At 58.5% G+C, this 25,284-nt stretch carries 24 protein-coding genes; 18 read left to right on the top strand and 6 right to left on the bottom strand.

Annotated elements, in window-relative coordinates; all coding sequences use genetic code 11:
- Positions 1-62 precede the first annotated feature (62 nt).
- Genes ASG39_RS06775 through ASG39_RS06790 form a run of 4 tightly spaced genes read left to right on the top strand, consistent with a single transcriptional unit; the run spans position 63 to position 4,100 of the window.
- Positions 63-1,235: a Gfo/Idh/MocA family oxidoreductase gene (locus ASG39_RS06775; RefSeq protein WP_062594256.1), complete on the top strand. Its 1,173-nt coding sequence runs from the start codon at positions 63-65 to the stop codon at positions 1,233-1,235.
- A gap of 41 nt (positions 1,236-1,276) precedes the next feature.
- A complete protein-coding gene (locus tag ASG39_RS06780) occupies positions 1,277-2,836 on the top strand; it encodes a sugar ABC transporter ATP-binding protein (RefSeq protein WP_062594338.1) in 1,560 nt (519 codons plus the stop codon).
- A gap of 1 nt (position 2,837) precedes the next feature.
- Complete coding sequence (locus tag ASG39_RS06785; protein ID WP_062594258.1) at positions 2,838-3,794, top strand: ABC transporter permease; 957 nt, start codon at positions 2,838-2,840, stop codon at positions 3,792-3,794.
- A gap of 3 nt (positions 3,795-3,797) precedes the next feature.
- Positions 3,798-4,100, top strand: a complete 303-nt coding sequence (locus ASG39_RS06790) for a putative quinol monooxygenase (protein ID WP_062594260.1) — start codon at positions 3,798-3,800, stop codon at positions 4,098-4,100.
- A gap of 308 nt (positions 4,101-4,408) precedes the next feature.
- Here ASG39_RS06790 and ASG39_RS06795 read toward each other — a convergent pair whose 3' ends face one another.
- The 4 genes from ASG39_RS06795 to ASG39_RS06810 form a co-directional block, all read right to left on the bottom strand.
- Entirely contained in the window at positions 4,409-5,161 is a 753-nt protein-coding gene (locus tag ASG39_RS06795; protein ID WP_062594262.1) for a GntR family transcriptional regulator, read from the bottom strand.
- Between the two features lie 145 nt (positions 5,162-5,306).
- Positions 5,307-6,437: a sugar phosphate isomerase/epimerase family protein gene (locus ASG39_RS06800; protein WP_062594264.1), complete on the bottom strand. Its 1,131-nt coding sequence runs from the start codon at positions 6,435-6,437 to the stop codon at positions 5,307-5,309.
- A gap of 79 nt (positions 6,438-6,516) precedes the next feature.
- Positions 6,517-7,389 carry an amino acid ABC transporter permease gene (locus tag ASG39_RS06805; RefSeq protein WP_062594266.1) on the bottom strand — a complete coding sequence of 291 codons (873 nt, stop codon included), beginning with the start codon at positions 7,387-7,389 and terminating at the stop codon, positions 6,517-6,519.
- A 3-nt stretch (positions 7,390-7,392) separates the two neighbouring features.
- A complete protein-coding gene (locus tag ASG39_RS06810) occupies positions 7,393-8,325 on the bottom strand; it encodes an ABC transporter substrate-binding protein (RefSeq protein WP_062594268.1) in 933 nt (310 codons plus the stop codon).
- A gap of 629 nt (positions 8,326-8,954) precedes the next feature.
- On the opposite strand from ASG39_RS06810, the gene ASG39_RS06815 reads away from it, so the two are divergent.
- The 7 genes from ASG39_RS06815 to ASG39_RS06845 are packed head-to-tail and all read left to right on the top strand — an operon-like array spanning position 8,955 to position 15,717.
- Positions 8,955-10,070: an ABC transporter ATP-binding protein gene (locus tag ASG39_RS06815; RefSeq protein WP_156468046.1), complete on the top strand. Its 1,116-nt coding sequence runs from the start codon at positions 8,955-8,957 to the stop codon at positions 10,068-10,070.
- 20 nt (positions 10,071-10,090) lie between these two features.
- Positions 10,091-11,131, top strand: a complete 1,041-nt coding sequence (locus ASG39_RS06820; RefSeq protein WP_062594339.1) for an extracellular solute-binding protein — start codon at positions 10,091-10,093, stop codon at positions 11,129-11,131.
- A gap of 10 nt (positions 11,132-11,141) precedes the next feature.
- Positions 11,142-11,969: an ABC transporter permease gene (locus tag ASG39_RS06825; protein ID WP_062594272.1), complete on the top strand. Its 828-nt coding sequence runs from the start codon at positions 11,142-11,144 to the stop codon at positions 11,967-11,969.
- Complete coding sequence (locus ASG39_RS06830) at positions 11,962-12,783, top strand: ABC transporter permease (RefSeq protein ID WP_062594274.1); 822 nt, start codon at positions 11,962-11,964, stop codon at positions 12,781-12,783. Before ASG39_RS06825 ends, ASG39_RS06830 begins: the two co-directional genes overlap by 8 nt.
- 33 nt (positions 12,784-12,816) lie before the next feature.
- On the top strand, positions 12,817-14,241 hold the full coding sequence (locus tag ASG39_RS06835) for a Xaa-Pro peptidase family protein (protein WP_062594276.1): 1,425 nt from the start codon (positions 12,817-12,819) through the stop codon (positions 14,239-14,241).
- A 1-nt stretch (position 14,242) separates the two neighbouring features.
- Positions 14,243-14,902 carry a flavin reductase family protein gene (locus ASG39_RS06840; RefSeq protein WP_062594278.1) on the top strand — a complete coding sequence of 220 codons (660 nt, stop codon included), beginning with the start codon at positions 14,243-14,245 and terminating at the stop codon, positions 14,900-14,902.
- Positions 14,899-15,717 (top strand): bifunctional allantoicase/(S)-ureidoglycine aminohydrolase, encoded by an 819-nt coding sequence (locus ASG39_RS06845; RefSeq protein WP_062594280.1) that lies wholly within the window; start codon positions 14,899-14,901, stop codon positions 15,715-15,717. Before ASG39_RS06840 ends, ASG39_RS06845 begins: the two co-directional genes overlap by 4 nt.
- Positions 15,718-15,888: 171 nt before the next feature.
- Here ASG39_RS06845 and ASG39_RS06850 read toward each other — a convergent pair whose 3' ends face one another.
- Positions 15,889-16,509 (bottom strand): response regulator, encoded by a 621-nt coding sequence (locus ASG39_RS06850; protein ID WP_062594282.1) that lies wholly within the window; start codon positions 16,507-16,509, stop codon positions 15,889-15,891.
- A complete protein-coding gene (locus ASG39_RS06855) occupies positions 16,499-18,400 on the bottom strand; it encodes a PAS domain S-box protein (RefSeq protein ID WP_082477011.1) in 1,902 nt (633 codons plus the stop codon). The genes ASG39_RS06850 and ASG39_RS06855 overlap by 11 nt, the downstream gene beginning before the upstream one ends.
- A gap of 304 nt (positions 18,401-18,704) precedes the next feature.
- On the opposite strand from ASG39_RS06855, the gene ASG39_RS06860 reads away from it, so the two are divergent.
- From ASG39_RS06860 to ASG39_RS06890, 7 genes are all read left to right on the top strand, one after another.
- The gene (locus tag ASG39_RS06860) at positions 18,705-19,424 is read left to right on the top strand and encodes an alpha/beta hydrolase (RefSeq protein WP_062594284.1); all 720 of its coding nucleotides are present in this window, start codon (positions 18,705-18,707) and stop codon (positions 19,422-19,424) included.
- Between the two features lie 122 nt (positions 19,425-19,546).
- Entirely contained in the window at positions 19,547-20,533 is a 987-nt protein-coding gene (locus tag ASG39_RS06865) for an MBL fold metallo-hydrolase (RefSeq protein ID WP_062594286.1), read from the top strand.
- Between the two features lie 88 nt (positions 20,534-20,621).
- Entirely contained in the window at positions 20,622-21,245 is a 624-nt protein-coding gene (locus ASG39_RS06870; protein ID WP_062594288.1) for a pyridoxamine 5'-phosphate oxidase family protein, read from the top strand.
- Entirely contained in the window at positions 21,242-21,715 is a 474-nt protein-coding gene (locus ASG39_RS06875) for a nuclear transport factor 2 family protein (RefSeq protein ID WP_062594290.1), read from the top strand. Before ASG39_RS06870 ends, ASG39_RS06875 begins: the two co-directional genes overlap by 4 nt.
- Positions 21,716-21,754: 39 nt before the next feature.
- The gene (locus tag ASG39_RS06880) at positions 21,755-22,570 is read left to right on the top strand and encodes a GNAT family N-acetyltransferase (protein WP_062594292.1); all 816 of its coding nucleotides are present in this window, start codon (positions 21,755-21,757) and stop codon (positions 22,568-22,570) included.
- A 130-nt stretch (positions 22,571-22,700) separates the two neighbouring features.
- Positions 22,701-23,639 carry a fructose bisphosphate aldolase gene (locus ASG39_RS06885; protein WP_062594294.1) on the top strand — a complete coding sequence of 313 codons (939 nt, stop codon included), beginning with the start codon at positions 22,701-22,703 and terminating at the stop codon, positions 23,637-23,639.
- Between the two features lie 503 nt (positions 23,640-24,142).
- A complete protein-coding gene (locus tag ASG39_RS06890) occupies positions 24,143-25,276 on the top strand; it encodes an aldo/keto reductase (RefSeq protein WP_082477013.1) in 1,134 nt (377 codons plus the stop codon).
- The last annotated feature ends 8 nt before the right edge of the window (positions 25,277-25,284 follow it).

Here is a 25,284-nt window from a genome sequence, read left to right on the forward strand (position 1 = left end):
CCCGTAGGGCCGTTCAGAACAGACCGGGCCGAGGCCCGCCCCTTCATTGACGGAGAAAGACGATGACCAAAGTGATGAACGTCGCCATGATTGGTGGCGGCTTCATGGGCAAGGCGCATGCCATGGCCTATGCTTCCATGCCGATGTTCTTCTGGCCGACACCGGCCATCCCGCACCGCAAGGTCGTTGTCGACGTGACGGATGCGATGGCGCAAACCGCCCGCGACCGCTACGGCTTCGAGGAGGCATCGAGCGACTGGCGCGCGGTTGTCGCGCGGCCGGACATCGACGTAATCGATATCTGCACGCCCAACAATGTCCACGCCGAAATCGCGATTGCCGCCGCCGAGGCCGGCAAGCACATCATCTGCGAAAAGCCGCTCGCTCGCACGGTCGAGGAGGCCCGCGCCATGGCTGCTGCCGTCAAAAAGGCCGGCGTCATCCACATGGTTGCCTTTAACTATCGCCGCACGCCGGCGGTGGCGCTTGCCAAGAAATACATCGAGGAGGGCCGCATCGGCCGGATTCTCAACTTCCGCGGCACCTATCTGCAGGATTGGTCTGCCGACCCGGATGGCCCGCTGTCCTGGCGTTTCCAGAAGAAGATCGCCGGGTCCGGCACGGTCGGCGACATCGCCACCCATGTGGTCGATCTCGCGCACTATCTTGTCGGGCCAATCGAGACGGTCAACGCGATCACCACCACCTACAACAAGACCCGACCCTTGCAGCAGGGTGGCGTCGACAAGCTGGGTGCTTCCGAGAAGGCATCCGGCGATGTCGAGCGCGGCGAGGTGGATGTGGACGATGAAGTCATCAGCATGTTGCGCTTCGAAAACGGCGCGATCGGCAGCCTCGAGGCGACGCGCAACGCCTATGGCCGCAACAACTTCATCACGCTGGAAATCCACGGCACCAAGGGCTCCATCCACTTCAACTACGAGCGCCGCGACGAACTGCAGGTGATGTTTGCTGATGATCCAGCCGACAGTCGTGGTTTCAGAACCGTCTACACCGGTCCGGCCCATCCCTATGGAGACGGTCTCTGGCCGATCCCGGGCCTTGGCATCGGCTATTCCGAGACCAAGATCGTCGAGTGCTTCGATTTCTTCACGGCGATCAAGACTGGACGGCTGCCCTCGCCGAATTTCGACGATGGGCTGTTGACGGAACTGGTCGCTGATGCCCTCCTTCGTTCGGGAGAAACCGGAGCGTGGGAGCGCGTAGGCAGATGAACACCGAGGCCGCAGCCGTCAGCATGCCCCTGGCGTCAAGCATGCCATTGGCCGTCAGCATGAACGGGATTTCCAAGTCCTTTGGCGGTGTGCGCGCCTTGAACGACGTCAGTCTCGATATCCGGCAGGGCGAAGTGCACGCCCTGCTGGGCGGCAACGGAGCGGGAAAGTCGACCATCCTCAAGGTTCTCAACGGCGTCCACCGGCCGGATTCCGGCACGATCACGGTCTGTGGCAAACTGCTGGAGGATGTGACACCGGAGGCGGCGCGGGCGGCCGGCATTGCCATGAACTTTCAGGAGTTGAGCCTGATCCCGACGCTGACCGTGGCGCAGAACGTGTTTCTCACGCGCGAAAGCAAAGGCGGTCTGGGACTGATCGATGACCGCACCGCGGAGCGGCGCGCAGCCGAACTGTTTGCGATGCTGGAGGTCGAGGTCGATCCGAAAGCGCTGGTGGGGGATCTCGGTGCGGGACAGAAGCAGTTGACCGAAATCGTCAAGGCGATCTCGCAGGATGCCCGCGTGCTGGTGCTCGACGAGCCCTCCACGGCGCTGGCGGTCAGCGATGTCGATCGCCTGTTCAGCTTCCTGCGCAAGCTGAAGGCGAAAGGCGTCGCGATCATCTACGTTTCGCATCGGATGGACGAGATCGCCCGCATCAGCGACCGGGCAACCATCCTGCGCGACGGCGCCCATGTCATTACGGCGCCTTTGTGCGACCTGCCGATCGATACGATGATCGAGCATATCGTCGGCAGGCGCTCCAAGGGCCTCTCCGATGTGGCGCGCGGCAATGCCACGAAGGGCGAGGTGCTGTTGGAGCTGCGTGATGTCTCAGGCAAGTACAAACCCGAAAACATTCACCTGACACTCCATCGCGGCGAGGTCGTCGGCCTTGCCGGTCTGCTCGGCTCCGGCCGATCTGCACTGGCGCGGGTGATCGCGGGTATCGAGCCGGCAAAGTCGGGTGAAATCCTCATCAACGGCCGGCCTGTGACGATCCACACGCCAAGCGATGCGATCGCCGCCGGCGTGGCGCTGGTGCCGGAGGCGCGGGCAACGCAAGGCATCATTCCGGCCCATTCGGTAGCATCCAACATGGTGCTGGCGGTGCTCGACCGGATTTCTTCCGCCGGACTGGTGGATGGCGCGAAGGCCAGAGCGGTCACCGACGAACAGATCAGGCGTCTTTCCGTCAAGACCGCAAGCCGCGATCATCCGGTGTCGACGCTCTCGGGTGGCAACCAGCAGAAGGTGGTCATCGGCAAATGGCTTGCCACCGACCCGGATATTCTCGTTCTCGACGAGCCGACCGCTGGCATCGACATCGGCTCGAAATCCGAAATCATCAAGCTGGTGCGCGATCTGGCGGCTGCCGGAAAGGCGATTGTCTTCATATCCTCGGAGTTGAGCGAACTGTTGACGGCCTGTGACCGCATCGTCGTGATGTCGGAAGGCCGCATGTTTGCCGATATTCCGCGCGACCGGCTCGTTGATCCGGCGATCGATGCACAGGACACGGCCCACCGCCTCCAGGCGGCCGAGCAACGCTTGCAGATCGAAATTCAGGAGGCCCTGAAGCAAGGGCAGAAGGTTTGACATGACGACGGCAAATCCAACGCCCGCCGAGAGCTTCAAGGCCAACTGGCGGCAATACATCATCTATATTGGCTTTGCGGTGATCTTCGTGATCTTCGCGCTGACGCTCAACGACAAGGGATTTCTCAACCCCAACAACCTGCTCAACATCGTGCGCCAGACGGCCATGATCGCCGTCATGGCGATTGCGATGACCTTCGTGCTGTCGGCCGGCGAAATCGATCTTTCGGTCGGCGCGGTCGCGGGGCTTGCAACCGTCACCGTCGCCATGGCGATTGCGGTGGCGGGACCGGTCGCCGGGGTCTTTGCGGGCCTTGCAACGGGCATCGCCGTCGGCATGTTCAACGGCTGGCTGACGACCCGCATCGGCATACCGTCATTCCTGACGACACTGGCGATGATGGGCATCGCCAAGGGTGTTGCGATGTGGATTTCCAACACGGCTGCCGTGCCGATCCTCAGCCCCGGCTATTCCTGGCTGTTTGGTGGCGGATCGCTGTTCAAGATTCCGGTCCTTCTGTTCTGGATGGTCGTTTTCGGAGCGATCGGTCACGTCGTCCTGCGGCGGACAAGCTTCGGCCGGCGCGTTCTGGCGACCGGCGGCGGCGAAACGGCATCGCGTTATTCCGGCATTGACACCAAGGCGATCAAGTTCCGCGTGCTCGTCATGTCCTCGACGGCCGCGGCCTTTGCCGGCATGCTTTATGCGGGACGGCTGCAGTCAGGCCGGTTCCAGCTGGGCGAGGGTGACGAGCTTTCGGTTATTGCGGCGGCGGTTCTCGGCGGCACCAGTCTGTTCGGTGGCAAGGGAACGATCATCGGCACCATCGTCGGCGCCCTGATGATCGGCATGATCAACAACGGGCTAATCCTGATGGGGCTGGAATTCTCCCAGCAGCTCATCGCGCGGGGCGGCATCATCATCCTCGCCGTCGCCCTGTCGCAGAAGCGGAGCTGAGCCATGCCCCATGTCACGATTATCGGCACTGTCACCGCAAAGCCCGAAACGCGCGAGGAGTTGCAAAAGCTCCTTTCGGCCCAGGTGGCACCGACGCGCTTGGAACCCGGTTGCATCAACTACGACTTCCATGTCGATGCGGACGATCCCTACATGTTCGTGTTCTACGAGAACTGGCGCAGCCAGGCCGACCTAGATGCCCACATGAAGATGCCGCATCTGCTGCCGCTTGTGAGCGAGATCGACAGACTGCTCTCCCGCCCCGTCGAAATCCGCCATCTGAGAATGCTCAGCGGGACCGAGTAGTCGCGTTGACGCAAGGGACGGGTCGTGTCGTCGCCGTGGCATAAAGAATTTCCGCAGGATCGAAACCTTGCAGAAAAAGCGAAAGCAGCTTCGATCCGTTTCGTTTCGCAATCCTATCTCCAAAGCGAAAGGCATAGCCCAATATACCTAGAAAATGGATTGTAAAGTAGTGACTTCGAAAAACTGGAAGGCACATTGGAGGTTCGATTCTGTAGTCTGTTGGCCATTTCTTGCTCCGCTTAGATAAACTCCAAGGGGCGCAACCAGAGAAAACGGGGCGTGGGTTCAGATCCTTTCAAGGCGATCGATCAGGAAAAGTTCTCTAACACGGCCAGGAACGTATGCCGATCGCCCTGTCCTTCGGTCAGTCGAACTCGGCCCTCGATGTCGGCCAGATGATGATCCATCAACTGTTGCGCCTTTGCCAAGTCCTTGGCTTTCAGGGCGCTGACGATCTGGCGGTGGTGATCAGCCCCGCAATCGTCCTTCCGCTCCTCCTCATAGAGGGACATGACGAGCGAGAGGCGCGCGACGATCTTCGACAACACCTCCGTCAGGACGGCATTGCCGCCAAGCTCTGCCAGAACGACATGGAACTTGCCTGACAGCACTGTCTTAGACTTCTCGTCACCATGGTGATGGATGTGCTCCTCCTCGTCTATCAGTTTTTCAAGTGCGTCCAACTGGTCGGCGGTCGCGTGTTCCAGGACAAGCTCCAGGATGACGTGCTCAAGCTTACGACGGGCCTCAAACAAGGCCTTGGCCTCTTCGATGCCGGGTTCTGCGACGAAGGTGCCGCGGTTTTTCTTGCGTTCCAGGAGATGGTCGCTTTCCAACACGCCAAGTGCGCCACGCACGACCGTGCGGCTCACGCCGAAGTGGTCAGCGATCGCGTCCTCTAGGATCTTGACGCCGGGCTTGAGCGCACCTTCGCCGATCGCTGTGGCAAGCGTGATCCGGATACGTTCAGTCACGTCGTCATGGGCGTTTTCTGCCGCATCGACCGAGCCGTTGGCCTTCGGTGCGGTCTTTGCGCCTTGACGTCGTGTCGTCTTTTTCATGTCTGTTTCCACCTCAGATCAAGCGACCTAATTATTTTCATGAGAATATTCCTGCGTATATGCGCTTGGCGCCAAAAGTCGAGATCTTCCCAATGTTTTAAGGAGCACCGGCGACATATGTCGCCGGTGCTGAACCTCTGGCATGTCAGGCGGCTCGCTGCTTCGTGGAAGGCGTCGAGAGCGGAATTCCATTCTCTCTGCAGACCTCTTCGACGTGGCGGGCCGAGGTTTTGATAAACTCTAACGCTTCACTGTAGCCGTAGGACTGCTGCGCATAGGTCGGGTATCCATACTGACTGGCCTCATAGGCCTCCCAGTCCGGGATCTCGCCGGCGGCAACGCGTTTCTCGAAACCGTCCACTAAGGCGAGATAAGCCTCGAGTTCTTCCGTCGTCAGATCAGGGTGTCCGGCGCGCCAAATCGGATCGTTGATCTCGATGCACTGACGAGGATTGGCCTTGCGCGGCTTGTCCTCGACAGAGGCGGCGACCTCCAGGGAAAGGTTCAGGTTTGGATTGGCCTTGGCGAGGATAGGAATGATTGCCGCGAAATCGACAATGCCGCGACCGACCGGACGGGTCTGGAAATCGAGGCCCCCTGCGGCATGGCCGACATAGGCGTCCTTGATATGGGTCTGGCGGACATAGGGGGCCACGCGTTTTGCGGCAAACACCGGATGTTCTGCGCGCTGCAAGCCGTTGGCGGTGTCGAAAACGACACCCATGCAATCCTCGCCCACCTTTTCGATCAGTCGAAGAATTTCGAAGGAGGTGATTTCGTCATGGGTCTCCATGTTGAGATGGACGCCATTGGCGCGCGCCACGGGGGCGAGCTTCAAGAGCACCTTTTCGATGGCCAGCAACTGCTCGTCCCAGGTGACGTCGGTACGGAAGCGGTCATTGGCCAGTCGCCCCCGATATTCCGATTTGAAGTTTCCGGGTGACACCCAGAGCTCGCGGCAGCCGATGGCCGCACTCGCTTCGATCATGCGGGTGAAGCCAAGGATTACGTCACCATCGCCGATGGCCCGGAACTCCGGCGCCTCGGCACTGCAATAGGGATTGATCTTGCCAACACCGGCTTCGAGATAAAGCCCGAGTTCGTCGGCCTTGGCGCGGATCTCGGCCAATGCGCCCTTGTCCAGCGTCTCGCTCATGTCGAGGATCGTGCTGAAGAAGATGCCGCCGAGGCCGAGCTGTTTGACGTGGTCCAGGCTTTTTATCGGCCCGCGCTTCCTGGCTTCGGGCAGCTTCTGTCCGTCAATGCCTAGTCTCATGTTCTGCTCCTTGATGTTTCCTGATCGGATGCGCTGCAATGGCGATCCTGGTTGGTTGATGGATTGAACGGGAGATATGTCAGGCGCGTTTGGGCGCGCCTTTCTGCGTACCGGAGGTCCTGCCTTTCGGGGCGAGATGTTTTTCCAGAAAATGTTGGCCGACCGAAGCGATGGTTGTGATGAGGAGGTACCAGAGCGAGGCGACGCACAGCAGCTCGATGACAAGGAAGTTGCGCGCGTAGATGGCCTGGGCTTGGGTCAGCAGGTCCTGCATGCCGATGACGGAGACGATGGCGCTCGCCTTTAGCATGCCGATCGCCTGGTTGCCGGTCGGCGGCACGATAAGCCGGATAGCTTGGGGCAGGACGACGGTTCGAAGGGTCTGTAGTGGGCGCAAGCCTAGTGACGAGGCCGCCTCGCGCTGGCCACGATCGACGGCGGTCAATCCGCCGCGAATGATCTCGCTCATGTTCGCGGCTTCATGCAGGCCGAGCGCCAGGAAGCCGGCAAGCGCTGGGGTGACGAGTTCGTTGATCGAGATGGAATAGTGGCCCACGCCCACTATCGGAATGAACAGCGCGATGTTGAACCAGAAGAAGATCTGGACGATGAGCGGCACGCCGCGAAACCACCAGACGAAGGCGACGGCAAAAGCTTTCAGAACGATGTTCTGGCTGGTGGCCATCACGGCAACGATGCAGCCGAAGGCGATCCCGAACACCATTGCGCCGGCCGTCAGTTGCAAGGTGAGAACGACGCCGTCGAGGATGACCGGATCGACCATGTAGCGGGGTATTTCGCCCCACTGAACAGTCTGGTTTCGTGCGACGGTAAGGATGAAGAGCGCCAGCGCGAGGATCGCGCTGGTACCGGTTGTGATCTGCCCCCACCGGATCGGCTTGCCGACCGGAGGTGCGATGGCCATGCTGACGGGTTGAGCAAACAACGACATGGCTCAGTTCACCGGCATGCTGGCGGCGTCGTTGAACTTGACGGTGGTCACGGCCAGCGGCCCGAGACCCCATTTCTCCATGATCGCCTTATAGGCACCGCTATCGACCATATGCTGCAGCGAGGCGATGAACGTATCCCGCAGGTCCGGATTGTCCTTCGATGTCAGCATGCCGAGATAACCGACGGCGAGGCGGACGTCCGGAAGCGCTTGCAGGCCGACACCCTTGCCGGTCTGGTTTGCCGTTGTGTAGACGCTCGTCGCATAACCGTTGACGGTTGCGTCGGCGCGGCCGGTGCGAACGGCCTGCAGGACATCAGGCATTTTCGGGATCGACATGATGTTGACAGGTGTCGAGCATTTCGCCGATGCGGCCTCCACCAAGCGCGCCTGGAACGTGCCAACGGGCACGGCAACCTTCTTACCGCAGAGGTCTTCCATGCTCTTGATGCCGAGCGGGTTGCCCTTGATGGTCATGATCGTCGTGGCGTCGAACATGTAGTCGATGACGTCGACCTGCTTTTCCAGCTCAACATCGTCATTGATGCCGGAAATGGTCATGTCGAAACGCTTGGAGAGCACGGCCGGCACGATCGCGGCGCCGGCGCCGACATTGGTCATCTGAACATCGATGCCGAGAATGACACCCAGTGCTGCGGCGATATCGGCATCGATGCCAATGAGCTTGCCGCCTTCGTCCTGAAAGCTGATCGGCGGCGTCAGGTCGGTTGCGACCTTGATCGCTTTTTTGTCCTTGATCGCCGCTGGCAGGCGATCCGACAGTGTCTGGTTAAACGCGATGCCCGGCAGTTTGGCGACGTCTGCATCCGGCACCATCTTTATGGCAGTACCTTCTGCGGCGTGTGCCGAAGTCGAGAGCAGTGCGAATGCGATGCCGGCCAGGCCGCCTTTGAGACTTTTCTTGAAGCTGCGCATGTGATCCCCTTGTCGCTTTTTTGTCGACGTGAATTTCCGCAATCTTCGATGCAATCGGCGTGCCATTTTGATCTGAATTTTCTTAGAGGACTGTTTTTAAACGATTATTCTTCCGCTTCGGCAAATTTTCACCTCTCCGCACAAACATTCGCATGAAGTTTCGAAAACTAACTGATTAAAGAATCAGCTCCGGCATCAGTCACGGTTTGTGAATTGACGATCAATCGCCTAAGTTTTTGCTTTGGCTTGATATTTCTCTGATTTTCCATTGTTGGGGATCGTGATATGCGGCGATTTAAACCGAAACAATCACCAATAGATCCCAATCCAAGCCGGGAATGCTGCTCAATATATGATCTTCGCCCACGAATATTGCACATTTTTTAGATTCGTCAGAAATGAATTTTTAAGATTATACAGGATTTGCGAAACTATAGAAATCCAATATAAGTTATTAATTTCTGTGGCTTAGATATTTATTTCGGTTCGAAATCTCAAGCTGGCACACCGCTTGCAACTCCCTTGCCATGACCCACACTAAACTCAACATCGTCGAACGACCGCATCTCTGCTTGGTGCCGCCAGGCGCTAAGCGCTTTGACGTTACGGCGCAACCGAAGGGGATGTTCATGGCAGAGGCGTCGAAGGCAGGAGAGGGCAAGCAGCTCAGCGTCCGGGGTCTGACCCACAGCTATGGTGGGCAGAACGCGATCAGCGACATCACGTTCGAGGTCGAGGCTGGCGAGATCGTCGCGCTTCTGGGGCCAAGCGGCTGCGGCAAGTCCACCGTCCTGCGGGCCATCGCCGGGCTGATCCAACCAAAGAGCGGTGCCATTCAACTCGGTGGCCAGGATCTTGCCAATGTGTCCGCAAGGTCCCGTGGCATTGGCATGGTGTTCCAGAACTACGCCCTGTTCCCGCATCTGACCGTGGCCGAGAACATCGCCTATCCGCTTGCCTGCCAGCACGTGCCGCGGGCTGAGCGCAGGGACCGGGTGGAGGAAATGCTCTCGCTCGTGCAGTTGAAGAGCTATGGCAACCGACTGCCACGCGAACTCTCCGGCGGCCAGCAGCAACGTGTGGCGGTTGCCCGCGCCATTGCCGGCCGGCCCTCGCTGCTTTTGCTCGACGAGCCGTTCGGGGCGCTCGATCGGGCGCTTCGCTTCGATCTGCAGGTGGAGCTCCTGCATTTGCAGAAGACGCTCGGCATCACGACGCTGATCGTCACCCATGACCAGGAAGAGGCCCAGAGCCTCGCCGGGCGCCTCGTGCTGATGAACAAGGGCAATGTCGAGCAGATCGACACGCCAATGGCCGTCTATGACCGGCCGAAGACGCTGTTCGTCAACACCTTCATCGGCCAGGCCAATATGCTCCATGGCACGGTGGAGGGGTTGGACGCGGAGGCGACGACCATAACGCTCACCAATGGCAAGACGGTTGTTCTGCCGCGTCGCCTGAATTTTACCGTTGGTTCCAAGGTCACCATCACGTTCCGTCCGGAGGACGTCAGTCTCTCAACGTCCCCGAGTGGCTTTTCATTGCCAGCACGGTTGACCGTGTCCGTCCCCCTTGGGCCGACACTCGTCCATGATCTTCTTCTTGAGGACGGCACGGGCCTGCGCGCGTCGCAGGTCCGCGGACCCTCCACCTTTATTCCCGAGCCGGGAGCTCAGCTCTTTGCCGAGATTGACACCACAAGGTGTCACGCCTTTCCGAGCGAACCGGAAGCATCCAGTGAATGAACAACAACAGAGGTGAACAGATGCAGGATTTCAACATTACACGTCGTCGTTTCGGACTGCTCGCTGCCGGTGCGGCCGCAGCCGCGACACTGCCTTTCGCAGCCCGTGCCGCCGGTGGCACGGCCGTCGCTGCGACCTTTCCCGGCAACTGGGAAGATGCCTATCGCACCACGTTGACGCCGCTCGTCAAGGAAGCCGGTTTCGACCTCACGGTCGCCCCCGCCATGGCGCAGGACCAGCTCGCCAAGGTGATGGCGAGCCCCGGCAACCCACCCTATGACACGCTGCTGATGTCGCCCGGCCAGATGGCCGTCGCCATCGAGAATGACCTGATCGAGAAGATCGATCCGTCGAAGCTGAAGAACTGGAGCCTGCTCGATCCGGCCTTCCAGGGCGAGTACGGCCCGACCGTGACCGTCGAAGTCAACGGGATCGCCTATAACCCGGATCTGGTGCCGGCACCGAAGGGCTATCGCGACCTGTTCGAAAATCCGGCCTACGAGGGCCTCGTCTCCTGGACGGGCTTTGCCTCCAATACCGGCGTCATGGCCTATTCCGAGATCGCAAAAATCTTCGGGACCGGTCCGACCGACATGGATGCCGTGTTCAAGCTGTTCAAGGATCATCCGGAACATCTCAAGGGTGTCGTCGCCAGCACCAACCACCAGATGACACTGTTCCAGCAGGGCGAGATCGCCGTCTTCATGTGCTCGACCGGCAATGTCGCGAAGCTGAAGGCACTGGGCCTCAAGGCCGAGTTCGTCCAGCCCGAGACGGGTTCCCCGGCAGCTCCGGTCAACATCCACCTGACCAAGGGCGCGAAGAACCCGGATGCGGCCTACGCCTATATGGATGCCGCCATCTCCAAAGCCGCGCAGGACAAGCTGAAGATGCCGCCGACCGAGATGTTCCCAACCAACAGGGAGGTCGAGCTGACGCCCGGCATCGAGGCCTATGTGAAGCGCGAACAGCTTGCGTCTCTGGTCTATCCGGACTGGGCGGCGATCAACAAGAACCGTGCGGAATGGATCCGCCAGTTCGACGCTCTCGTCGCCGGTTGAGGGTCGTAAAATGAAAGCGAGCGGCTTCCCATACGTTCTCCCGATGCTTCTGCTGTCGGTGGCGTTCTTTGCGACGCCGCTCGCCGTTCTCGTCGGGTTCAGCTTCATCGGCCCCGACGGCCCGTCCCTTCACAACTACGCGCGCTTTCTGGGCGATGCGTTCAACTACCGCGTTCTGGTCAACACCGCCACGCTCGGTCTGCAGACCATCGCCAGCACCACTCTGCTCGGTATTCCGATTGCACTTCTCTATTGGCACAGTGGCAAGACCGCGCGACAGGTCATCATCTTCCTGACGCTCATCCCGATGCTGACCAGCAATGTGGTGCGCACCTTTGCCTGGATCGTCATCCTCGGGCGACAGGGACCGATCAGCGAGACCTTCGTGGCGCTTGGGCTTGCCGAGCGCCCGTTCACGCTGATGTCTACCGAACTCGGCCTCGTCTTGGCCATGTGCCAGATCGATCTGCCGCTGATCATCCTGCCGCTAATCGCCATCCTGTCCCGCACACCAGTCCAATTCACCGAAGCGGCACAGGTTTCGGGTGCCGGACCGTGGCGGATTTTGGTGACTGTTCTCTTGCCGATGATGCTGCCGGGTCTGCTGGCCGGCTGGATCCTCGTCTTTGCCAGCACCAGCGCTTCCTTCGTCACCCAGGCTGTCATCGGCGGCGCCCGCAATGTCTATGTGCCGCAGCTCATCTATCGCGAGGTCGGCACGCTGTTCGACTGGCCGATGGCTTCCGCCATCGCCGTTGTCCTGCTTCTGTCGACCGGCATCCTTCTCGTCGCCATGACCATGATTTCCCGCCACAGGAGGCTTGTTGGCCATGCATAGTCCCCGCGAAAATCCGTTTCCCGTCTTCCTGTACAAGGCATTCGTCTTCGGCTTCGGGGGTCTCAGCCTGATCTATCTGGTGGCGCCGATCGTCATCGCGATCACCATGTCGTTTACCGCAGGCCAGACGCTCAAATACCCGCCCGAGGGATTTTCGCTCCGCTGGTACGAGGCGCTCCTCGATCCCGTCCGCTCCGGAACCGAACATATCGCAGCCGGCAATTCGCTGAAGATCGCAGCCCTTGCAGTCGTCGGTTCGCTGCTGTTTGCTGTGCCTGCCACGATCGGGATGGCGCGGATGCGCCGCAGTACGGTCAATGCGCTGGAGCCGTTTCTTCTGGCGCCACTTGTCCTGCCGAGCCTTGTTTATGGTCTGGCGGCGCTGATTGTGGCGAACTTCGTTGGTTTCCAACCGTCGCTCTGGCTCACCGTCATCGGCCATGTCGTCGTCTTCGGGCCGCTGATGTACCGGGCCGCTTCGGTCGTAGCGCAAGGCATCAACCCGTCGCTGGCGGAAGCCTCCACCGTTATGGGCGCGACCTGGTACACAACGCTCCGGCGCGTGATCCTGCCGCTGCTGGCTCCCGGCATCCTTGCCGGTGCCTTTCTCGTCTTCATTCAGTCGCTCGACAACGTTTCCGTCTCGCTCTTCCTCGCCGACGCGCAAACCACCGTGCTGCCACTTCGCATGTTTGCACTGATCGAGGAGTCGCTCGATGTCCGGGTGGCGGCGATGTCCGGCATTCTGATCGGGCTGACCCTGGTGGTGATGCTGGTTGCACGTCGGGTACTGGCGCCATCTAGGCAAGCCTGACCCTTAGAAAAATACTTCTGGAAGGAATACCCAATGACCATACATCCCACCAAGGCAGGCGCCTACCGCATCGGATCGCTGCTCGCCGATTTCCAGCCGGATTTCGATTTCTCCGCACCGCTGCCTCTTCCGGTCGAGGAGTTCGAGGATCGTCTGCGGCGCATTCGCCGCCAGGCCGTCGAGGCCGGGCATGATGCACTGATCGTCCATACCGGTGGCGTCGGCTGGTTCCATACCTCGAACGCCTATCTGCGCTACATCTGCGACTGGATGCGCGAGGGTTTGCTGATCATCCCGACGGATGCCGACAAGCCGCTGACGCTTCTGTCCTTCTTCACCCAGTCGGTGCTTCTGCCGCCCGGCGGCGAGCCCGTGCTGGTCGAGGATATCTGGCAGATCGGCCCGATTGGCCGCGAATATGCCGACCGTCCGGGAGACAGCGTCATCAAGACGGCGGAGAAGTGCGCCGAACTTCTGGTCGGCATGGGCCTCGCGAAGGCGCAGATTGGCCGGATCGGTGACCGCACGTCTCTCACATTCTGGGCTGCCCTCGACGAGCTGATGCCGAAGAGCAAGTTCGTCGCCGACAATGCCATTCTCGACCGGATGCAGAAGGTGCGCTCGCCCCGCGAGATCGACATGTTCCGGGCCGCAGCCCAGCTCGTCAGCATCGCCACCCAGGCTGCATATCATGTCGCTAAACCCGGCGTGACGGACCACGAGATCTACGCCGCCTTCACGCAAGCACAGCTCTCCTTCGGCGGTGAGACAGGCGACGGCTATCAGATCGGCATCAACGAGTTCGGCACCCATTGTGGCAAGCCTTATGGCCATGTCGTGCGTCCGGGCGATCTCATCAACCTGTACGTTTCCAACATCACCTATCGCGGCTACACGGCCCAGACCGCCCGCATGATTGCGATCGGCGAGATCACCAAACGGCAGGAAGAGGTGCTCGCCGCCTGCACCGAGGGCGTCAAGCGCGCCGAAAAGCTGATCCGGCCCGGTGCCCTGATGCGTGACGTCAACAATGCTGCCTTCGAGCCGATGATCGAGCGCGGCATGCTCTCTTCGCCCGAAGCCCGCACCATGCCCTACAACTGGGCGCCGATGGATGATGGCAGCGCGCGGCTGATCCCGCGCCAGTACGTCAGGAACATCGACTGGGAAGCGCAGGGCCGCACTCTGATGCACGTCTACCCGGCGACCCACGGGCCGCACAATCCCAATCTCGGCCATTCGGTCGGCATGGCCGGCGGCCAGAACAGCTTCAACATATCCTCCCACAACTACGACCGAATGGAGGAGGGCATGGTGTTAGTGCTGCATACGCAGTGGCTCGAGCCATTGTCGGCCGGCTGCAATGTCGGCGACATGTATGTCGTCACAAAGGACGGGTTCGAGAATCTCTCCCGCCATACGCCGCTTGAAACTCACCGCATCGCAGTCGAGGCCTGATATGACCGAGCACACCCATTTCGACTTCGCCAAGCTCAATGAGCGGGAGCGCTACAAGATCCTCATCGGCACCGTGATCCCGCGCCCGATCGCGCTGGTGACGACAGTGAGCAAGGATGGCCTGCCCAATGCCGGACCCTTCAGCTTCTTCAACGTCCTGACCCACGATCCGGCGATCGTCGCGATCGGCGTCGAGAACTATTCCGACATGCGTTTCAAGGATACGGCCCGCAATATCCGGGAGACCGGGGAATTCACGGTCCACATCTGCGACAATGCGTTGGTCGACCAGATGGAGGTCTGCGCCATCAAGTTCGGTCCCGAGGTGGACGAGATGGAAGAGGCAGGTCTTGCGACGGTTTCTGGCCGGATGGTGAAAAGCCCGCGCATCCTGGCCGCACCCGCCGCCCTGGAATGCCGCCGCCATACGACGCTTCAGGTCGGTCCGGCCCGCGAGATCATTCTTGGGGAAGTCGTCGGCGTGTTTGTGCGCAGTGACGCGGTCAACACCGCGAACCTGCATATCGACCAGCAGCTCATGGACGCCGTCGGACGCATGGGCGGGCACACCTATACGAGGACGCGTGATCAGTTCGACATCAAGACGCTGACCCCGCAGGAATGGGAGAGCCGCAAGGCAGTTGAGTTGATGGCAGAATGAGCAACAGTCAGTATTTTTCGCAGGTTGGCGGCCTTCCGCCGCAGACCCAGACCCTCTCCAGCAAGGCCGTCTTCAAGACAGCCTATGCGGTGATCCCGAAGACGGTGATGAGCGACATCGTCACCAGTGTCTTGCCGCATCGGGAGGAAACCAGGGCCTGGATCATCGCGCGGCCGCTGAGCGGCTTTGCCGAAACCTTCGCCCAGTACATCATGGAAGTGAAGCCCGGTGGCGGCAGCGTCAGGCCCGAGCCGGATGCACGGGCCTCGGCGGCGATCTTCGTGGTCGAAGGCGAGGGCACGATCACCTATGTCGGCCGCGACTATCTGCTGCGCACCGGGTCGTTCGCCTATCTGCCCGCAGGCGCAAAATGGGCCTTTCGCAACGAAAGTGCTGCACCGATCCGGTTTCATTGGGTCCGCAAGGCGTTCAAAGTCGTGGACGGCCTGGAGCCGCCGCCGGCCATCTTCACCCATGAAGACGATTGCGTGATGCACGCCATGCCCGATACCGAGGGCCGCTGGGCGACCACCCGCTTCATCGATCCGTCCGACGTACGCTACGATATGCACCTCAACATCGTCACCTTCGAGCCGGGCGCCATCATCCCCTTCATGGAAACGCATGTCATGGAGCACGGACTCTACGTGCTGGAGGGCAAGGCCGTCTATCGCTTGAACGAGGATTGGGTGGAGGTCGAGGCCGGCGACTACATGTGGCTGCGCGCCTTCTGCCCCCAGGCCTGCTACGCCGGAGGTCCGGGGCGCTTCCGCTACCTGCTCTACAAGGACGTCAACCGCCATCCGGATTTGTAGAGGTCGGATTGCACTAGCCTGCCTGAAATCGCAAATACAATGAGTTAGACAAAATCGCTATGAGACGGGTTGAAGGTTTAAATCCGTTCAAGACCTTGGAGTTCCAGCCAAGATCGCTCAGGGCGGAGGGCATCTCGCCACACCTCTCGGATATATGGCTAAGTCAGTGGGCTAAAATAGACCACCAACGATCTTGACCAAATTAGCGACCGACGTCGCCTTCATCTTCCGCATCATGTGACCCCTATGAAGTTTCACGGTGGGCTCCGCGAGTTGCAGCTCAGCGGCGATCTGCTTGTTTAGCTTGCCGGCGACGACCAGGGTCAGGATCTGGCGTTCACGTTCGGTGAGCGATGTATGTCTCAATTGGGCGGCGGTCTTCGAGGTTCTTTCCTCTCGGCGCGCTGCATCATTGGCTATTGCGTGGTTTACGGCTTCCAGCAGATCCTGTTCACGGACTGGTTTCGTCAGTACGTCGATGGCACCAGCCTTCATTGCCCGTACTGCCATCGCCACATCGACGTGAGCGCTTATCAGGATGACAGATCGAGGAAGATCGCTCTGCGCCAGCGCTTCTTGGAACTCAAGTCCGCTTTGGCCGGGAAGGCGGATGTCGAGAACGATGCAGCCGGCTTTTTCGGGATCGTCTGCGGCCATGAACTCTCTGACAGAGCCATGTGTTTCAGCAATTAGTCCTACGGATTCGAACAGCCCCTTGAGCGCTTCGCGGACGCTTTGATCGTCATCGATGACGATCACCGTTGGGCGCCTGTTCTTCCTGTCATCGATCAACGGCGGTGTCCTCGTAGGTGGAAAGCGTGAAGTTGAATGACGCTCCGGTAGGATAATTGCTCTTGGCCCAGATACGGCCTCCATGCGCCTCGACGATAGAGCGGCATATGGAAAGGCCCATTCCTATTCCGTCAGACTTGGTACTGTAGAATGCCTCGAATACCCGATCGATCTGGTCGGGTGCTATGCCTTGCCCCGTATCAGAAACATTGATCTCGACTTCGCCTTCTTGGCGTTGCTTACAATGAATCCTGATGGTGGCTTCTGCGCCATTATGTGTCGCTTCAGCGCTATTAATGATCAGGTTGAGAAGAACCTGCTGCAACTGCGTGCGATCCCCCAGGACATAAAGAGGGTGCGGCGAAAGATTCGTGACGACCTCCAAACCTCGCGATTGCAGTTCTGCGCGCAGAAGAAAAAGCACGTCACGAAGCGCGCTATTGAAATCGGTCCTCTCCATCCGCACCGGAGCTCTCTGAGCCATTGAGCGTATGCTGGAGACAATCTCCCCGGCGCGATGGCCGTCATGCACAACGCGATCCGCGGCGAGGCGTGCCTGTTCGAGATCCATCTGCCCCTCTTGCAGCCACCGAAGGCAGGTCCCGGCGTTGGTTACTATCGCCATGAGCGGCTGATTTATCTCGTGGGCTATGGAGACGGCTAGTTCGCCGATCGTGGTCAGGCGGGTAACGTGCGCCAGATCGCTTTGGCTCTGGCGAAGCGACTCTTCGGCTCGCTTGCGGTCCTCTATATCGACGACGACGCCATACCACCGAACGACGTTCCCTTCCGCATCCAGCAACGGGTTTTGCCGTAGGTTAAACCACCTGTACTCGCCATCGAACCTTCTGATGCGAGCGTCAACCGGATTAGGCCGTTTGGTGGCAACGACTTCCTCCCAACTCGCTCGCATGCGCTCAACGTCATCAGGGTGAAACATCCGATAAAAGCCGAAATCGACAATTTCTTCGAATGGGAGGCCGACGAAATCGATGAGGTTTTTATTCCAATACTCAAGCCGCCCGTCGGGGGTGCATGACCAAGCCATGGCAGGGATCGTGTTGATGATCAGGGATAGCTTGTGCTCGCTCCCTCTGAGTGCCGTCTCGCTCGCGCGCAAGGCGTCCTCTGCGCATTGCAGATCTTCAATGTCTATGTTCACACCGAACCAGCGTACGATGCCGTTGGCATCCTCCAGCTTTCGACCAGAGAAGTAGAACCATCGATACCGGCCATCCGCGCCGAGAATGCGACCCTTCAGCTGCGTGTGGTCTGAACTCTCAAGGTCTCTCTTCCAGATCTCGACCATCTCAGGGATGTCTTCGGGGTGGTATAGGTCCAAAAAGCCCCAATCTAGAATTCGCTCAGCCGGTAGCCCGGCATAATCAAGCCAGCTTTTGTTGACGAAGTCCGCGCTGCCATCTGGCAGCGCCGACCAGACGAGAACTGGAAGCGAGTCGATAATCAGCCGAAGATTTTGCTCGCTCGCTGCAAGCGCGGCCTTCGTTTCCTTAAGCGCATCCTCTGCTTGCCTACGGTCCTCGATATCGAGGACCACGCCGTACCATCTGACGACGGTACCTTCCGGATCGTACCGCGGCTTTTGCCGAAGACTACACCACCGGAACACACCGTCTGCACGCTTGATCCGCCCCTCGACTTCCTTGGCAGTCTTGGAAGTCATGATGTTCCTCCAATCCGCACCTAGTCGATCAAGGTCATCTGGATGGAAGATTCGGTAGAAATTTTCGCCGGCAATGTCAGCCATTGGCATGCCGACATATTCCAGGAAGTGCTGATTGGCGAAATCCAGCATTCCATCCGATGTTGTCGACCAAGCCATTGCCGGGATCATGTCTATGATCGCGTCAGTGTGTATTAGGTGTTCCAAGTCTGCTCCCCGGCTGCTTGTAACGCTGGTGCGCGGCTAAAAATACGCTGTTTTGCGATTTTAGGTTAGCTGAGATTTATAGACCAAGGTCTATTTCTGCAGTCCCTTCGTCTAGTCCGAAGAGATCATGGTCTCAATTGAGAGTTGGCCCAGTCAGCCCTAAGATATCAGTCAAGCGAGAAGGGAGCCCCTCCTTAGCAAAACCACCACACTCATCGACGGCAATGCATATCCGCCCAAAACTCGACGATGTTGGGCTTTCGCGGTCAGAACAGTGAAAATGATGTCACCCGGAGATCGCGTAATGACCCTAGATCGTTCGAACCAATCATACAAACCCGTTTCGGTTGTGCTCGTGCACGGTGCATTTGTCGATGCTTCCGGTTGGCGGAAGGTCTACGAGAACTTGTCGCAAGACGGTTATGAAGTCCTTGTCGTGCAAAATTCCGCAGTCACCTTTGCCCAAGATGTTGAGCGCACGAAGGGTGTGATCGCAGAGGCTTCACACCCGGTTGTGCTCGTCGGGCATTCTTATGGTGGTGCCGTCATTACGGAGGCAGGGAGCGAAGAAAAGGTCGTGAGTCTCGTTTATCTGGCAGCCTTCGTTCCGAAAGCCGGGGAATCCGTCTTCGACCTTGCTTCGCAAGAGGTCCCTGGTGCGGAGAAAGCCCCACTCCTTCCGCCGAAGGATGGCTTCATCAAAATCGATCCGCAGAAGTTTGCGGCCGCATTCTCGGCCGACATAGATCCCGCCGAAGCGCAGTTCATGGCTGCCGCCCAGAGGCCTTGGGGCCTTGAAGCGGTCCAGGGCAAGATCACCTCTGCGGCATGGAAAGCCAAGCCATCCTTTTACTTGCTCGCAACGGAAGATCGAATGATTCCAGCTCAAGCGCAGGCGGCAATGGCCGCGCGCGCAGGAGCCACGGTCGTAGAGGTCAGCAGCAGCCACGCGGTAATGCTGTCCCACCCTGAAGAAGTCGTAGCGCTTATTAAAACAGCAGCTGAGCCGAACCGGCAAAGCTGATGCTGAGCGTAGGCCGCTGTCCAACATCAATCACCGACTAGGGAAACACGATGCGCAACTTTCTTACGCCGAAACGCTCACAGACATCACAAGTATCAGCGACCGAATCAGAGGAGAATGGCATGCCTCAGCTTTCACGCCGCGCTTTCGCGAGCGCACTGCCTTTTGGACTCGTCGGAGGAACCGTACTCGGCGGAAGTCTGCTCGGCGACTTAACTGCTCAGGCTGCAACACCCAAGGCTGCCCGAAAGCCGGTCGCAACAACGCCGTTCGCCCAGGTTCATGTCGGACACTTTACGATAACGGCACTGACGGATGGGTATGCTGATATGCCGTACAACTACTTCCCCGGACGCTCAGCCTCCGAAGTGGAAAAGGTCGCGAACTCCCAGTTTACGGGCAGACCCGGCGGGGTACGTTTCCTGTTCAATCAATACCTCGTAGAGGACGGTAAGCAACGCATCCTCATCGATGCCGGCGCTGCAGGTTCCATCGGGGAAACCGGGCATCTCCCGCGGGCGCTGGCCACGCTCGGTCTGAAGCCAAGCCAGATTGATGCTGTGATCGTGACCCATATGCACCAGGACCACATGGGCGGTTTGGTACTCGGCGGTAAGAAGAATTACCCCGATGCCGAGGTCTATATAGACCGCCGTGACGTCAAGCACTGGACCGACCGGGCTAAGCGCAATGGGGCGCCTGATTTCTTGCAGCCCAGCTTCAAGATGGCTGAAGAGGTGGTGCGCCTCTATCCGAATCTACAAGCGATCGACGGAGAACGCGAGATCGTTCCAGGCGTCTCGATTGTCGACCTGACCGGCCATACGCCTGGCCATATTGGCGTCCGCATCGAGGATGGCGGCAAGAGCCTGATCATGGTTTCCGACATGATTTTCCCGGTCGTCCATCCCGCTGCAACAGACGTCTTCTTCTTGTTTGAACAGGATCAGGCTGCCGCGAAAGCCATGCGCGATCGCTTCTTCCCACTAGCTGCCTCGGAAGGTGCGCTGATTGCTGCGACCCATATGCCGTTCCCCGGTCTTGGGCGCGTGGTCTCCGATCGTGGTCAGATGCGCTGGGAAGTCGCCGACTGGGCCTTGCAAGACTGATCCTTTAGCCGAACGATTGGTCGTCTGAAGATAGATCAGGGCCCGCATTGTTCACAGATGCGGGCATGCGCAAGTTTGGAGGCGAGGGATGCCGTACCACTTTCTGGAAGTCGCCGTGACACCAAGCGTCCGAGCCGCGCAGGCGGATATGGGGGTGGACCAGATATGGCTGGGCGAGCACGATCGTCCATCGGATACTTTGACGGAGAACGAGATCGCTTTCATCGCGACGCGCGACAGCTTCTATATCGCGTCTGTGTCGGAAACAGGTTGGCCGTACGTTCAACATCGTGGTGGGAGAACCGGTTTCCTCAAGGTTGTTGATCCGCAAACGATGGCATTTGCCGACTATCGCGGAAACCGCCAGTCCATCAGCGCAGGGAATTTCGCAGCCAACGACCGCGCCTGTCTGTTCCTAATGGACTATGTCCAACGGACCCGGCTCAAGATTTATGCCCATGTCGAGCGGCTGACGCTCGATGCCGACCAATCACTCACTGATCTCGTGTCAGACGCGACGTACAGGGGGCGGGCAGAGCGGATATTTAAGCTCCGGCTCGAAGCATACGACTGGAACTGTCCACAGCACATTATTCCCCGCTACACCGAACAGCAGGTTGAGCAAGCAGTCGCACCGCTTCGTCAAAAGCTGCAACAGCTGGAAGCTGAAAATGCTGCGCTTCGGGCAAAATCAGAAGGAAGTTCCAAATGACTGACGCTCAAAGACCGCCTCTGCCCCCATTTACATCAGAGACTGCTGCCGAAAAGGTGCGGCTTGCCGAAGATGGCTGGAATAGCCGGGACCCGGGCAAGGTCGCGTTGGCTTACACAGATGATAGTCAGTGGCGTAACCGCGCCGAGTTCGTCAATGGCCGGGAGGCAATCGTTGCTTTTCTTGCAGGAAAGTGGCGGCGGGAGCTCGACTACCGTCTCATCAAAGAATTGTGGGCGTTCGACGGCGACAGGATTGCCGTCAGGTTTGCATATGAGTGGCATGACGACAGCGGCAATTGGTTTCGATCTTTCGGCAACGAGAACTGGGAGTTTAGTGACAGTGGCCTGATGCGAAAGCGATACGCCTGCATTAACGACCTGCCTATCCGCGTGCAAGACCGTGGCTTTCACTGGCCGCTCGGTCGTCGGCCCGACGACCACCCGGGGCTCAGCGAGCTTGGTTTCTGATCGACCGCGTTTCCATCTCCATCAGTCAAAGACAGCGGCATGGTCAATTTGAATTCGCATTTTTCACAACATTCATCTCCGGCAGAAGAGGAGGTTATCGAGGTCAAGGCCTTCGTCGATCTTTGCAGTGTCTCACCGACAACGCTGAAGGCCGAAGAGCATTTTGAATGCCTGTCCATCAACGATGGATGCGTAATCTCGCTGCCAAGCGCACCAGCCATCGGGCTGAACCGTATCTTGGGATTGAACTCCGTGCAGGATCTTGAGAAAGCCTATGGGTGGATGGATGGGAAGACCGGAAATCGTTTCCTTCAGATAGATATGGACAGGGTTTCGGCCGGAACTAAAGACTGGATTCTCGCCAAGGGTCTGCTTGAGTATGGTGTCGGCTGGGAGAAGCTTGTCTACGACGCCCCGTCAGTGAATTTTTCGGACCCCAACTCTTTTCGAACGCGACTCGTTCATGTTGAGGAAGCGCCGCTCTTTGGATCGATGTTATGCAGAGGCTTTAACTTTCCATCGACCCTGACGAGCCTGTGGTCGTCGATCGTCGGAAAAGTAGGCTGGTCGTGTTTTTTTGCCCTGGATGGCGACAGTCCAGTCGGCACAGCCGCCATGTATCAGTCTGGCACCTACGCATGGTTAGGCGGCGGCACTACACTTCCGGAGTTCCGAAATCGTGGCGTTCAAAAAGCGCTAATCAAAAGCCGTGTCGAACAAGGGCTCAGCAACGGCGTGTCGATATTTGCCGTCGAGACATTGGCACCTGTAGGTGGAGAGCCTAATATTTCCTTCGATAACCTTAGGAAAGTAGGCTTCCGGCACGCCTTTCACCGGAAGAACTTCAAGTTGTGAGATCGCAATCTTACTCGATAGGCCCGCCCACCATCTACCCGCCGGCGGGGGCACACTGGCGCGAGGACACGCGGTAGCTCTTGCTGAGCCACTCCTCGAAGTTTCTGATCGACCTGAAGGGAAAGTACGCATGGATACGGAAACCCGCAAAGAAATGGCCGCTCGGCTGACTTCAACACCCGGGGTTATCGCAGCGCTCGATCAAAGCGGAGGGTCTACCCCTGAAGCCTTGAGCTCATATGGTATATCCAATACAGCCTATCAGGGCGAAATGGAAATGCTTGAACTTATCCATGCGATGCGCGTGAGGATAATGACCGCCCCCACATTCTCGAGCGAACGTGTAATTGGCGCCATCTTATTCGAACACACCATGGATCGCTCCATCGGCGCCAAATCAATCCCGGCATACCTTTGGGAAGATCGCGGAATCTTCTCCTTTCTGAAGGTCGACAGCGGTCGAGAAGCCGAGCACGATGGCGTTCAATTGATGAAGCCCATTGCAAATCTTAGCAATTTGCTTGAGCGCGCGTTGGAAAAGGGATGCCTTGGGACGAAAATGCGCTCTGTCGTGCATTCAGCGTCCGAAAAAGGGATTTCTGCTGCTGTCAGGCAACAATTTGAAGTGGCATCGACGATCTTAAAGAGTGGATTGATCCCGATTATCGAGCCTGAGGTTCTCGTCAGCAGCCCGGATAAGGCGATTGCCGAAGACATATTGGTAAAGGAAATCCTCAAGAACCTTTCCGAACCTGCTCATGGAACGCAGGTCATATTGAAGCTTACTTTGCCAAGTCAGCCGGATCTCTACGCAGCCCTTGTCGAGCATCCCAAGGTTGCCCGAGTTTTTGCCTTATCCGGGGGCTATAGTCTAAAGGTCGCTTGTGAAAAACTTAGAGAGAACACCGGGGTGATTGGAAGCTTCTCGCGGGCTCTGTTTGAGAATCTACGTGTTTCCATGCCGAACGCCGAATTTGACCGAAATCTCTCTCAAAACATTGAGGAAATATATCTGGCTAGTGCGCAGAAAGGCGAGAACGCTGACGTGGTGCATCCGAGACTGCAATGAATGACTACGTGAATTTCAAGGCCTGTTCCCTGTTGCACCGACGACAAATTTGCCTTTACGCGACATTCCTCAACCACCGGACAGGTGGTGAGATCAGATCTACGGCTTTGTCGGCGGTTGGTTCACCCGTAGGACATTATCTCGGCTTGGGAGGCCAGAGAGTTGAATCAATTTGAAATTTCAACGACAAATATGGCGCCGAGAGTTCTAATCCGTTCAAGGCGACAGTTCGCATTGCGAGCCCACAGCGCGGAATTCGATTCCCACGCTTCATTTGGCCGGGGTGTCCGTTTATTTTAATAGCTCTGAATCCGCGCGCAGCGACATTCAGAAATACCATTTCTAGACCTATGCAGAAAATACCGCCTAAACGAATACTCCGGTCCGTCATATTTACCTCTGTCAAAATAAGCCACGCCGGCCGACGCCATCACTTGCGACGCCAAAAAGCGTTCGGGTGAAGCGACACTCGCTCGGCCTGGGCCCTCGACAGGAGACGGGTCATGGATCAGCAGGAATACGAAGCACGCAAGCTCGTCCTCGGACGACGCGACTTTCTGGTTGGAACCGCCGTCGCTGGCGCCGTGGTCCCGCTGGGATCGCTGGCTTGGGCCACGCCCTCGGACTCCTCTGTCAGTCAGACAGGATCTACGAACACTCGCAAGCTTGGAACGCTGGAAGTATCGGAGATCGGCGCCGGCGCGATGAGTATCAGTGGTACGTACGGCCCCGCGGCTGATATTTCTGACGGCATCCGGACGCTGCGTACGGCACATGACCACGGCGTGACCTTCTTCGATACGGCTGAAGTTTACGGCCCCTTCATCAACGAAGAGCTGGTTGGCGAAGCCTTGGCTCCGATCCGCAATCAAGTAAAGATCGCTACCAAGTTCGGCTTCGCCCTGAACGGCACAACCGATCGGGACAGCCGGCCGGAACGTATCAAACAGGTTGCGGAAGCGTCGTTAAAGCGCCTCAGAACCGATCACATCGACCTATTCTATCAGCATCGCGTCGACAGGAATGTGCCGATTGAAGATGTCGCGGGCGCGGTTAAAGATCTAATCCAGGAAGGCAAGGTGCTGCATTTCGGGTTGTCCGAACCGAGCCCGCGGACGATCCGGCGCGCTCATGCGGTGCAGGCTGTGACGGCTGTACAGACGGAATATTCGATGATCGAGCGCAGCCCCGAGACGAATGGTGTCCTGGCGACATGTGAGGAACTCGGGATTGGCTTCGTGCCGTGGGGCCCGCTCGGGATGGGGTATCTGACGGGCAGGATTGATGGCAACACCAAGCTCGACCCGAAAACGGACCTGCGCGCTAATTTCGACCGGTTCAGTGCAGAGAACTTGGCAGCCAACATGCCGACCGTCGAGTTTCTCAAGCAGTTTGCGGCAAAAAGAGGAGTGATGCCGTCCGCTATCGCACTGGCATGGCTGCGCGCGCAGAAGCCATTTATCGTGCCAATCCCAGGCACCCGCAACATTGACCACCTGAATGAAAATCTTGCGGCGCTCCAGGTCGAATTGACGCCTGTCGATCTCACGGAGATCAACGCGGTCCTCGCCGCCAACCCGGTCCATGGCGGACGCATGAGCCCGATGTTTATGGAGGCGGTCGACATCGACTCCTGACTTTCTTG

This window comes from Rhizobium sp. Leaf371, assembly GCF_001424045.1.
Lineage (GTDB): Bacteria > Pseudomonadota > Alphaproteobacteria > Rhizobiales > Rhizobiaceae > Ferranicluibacter.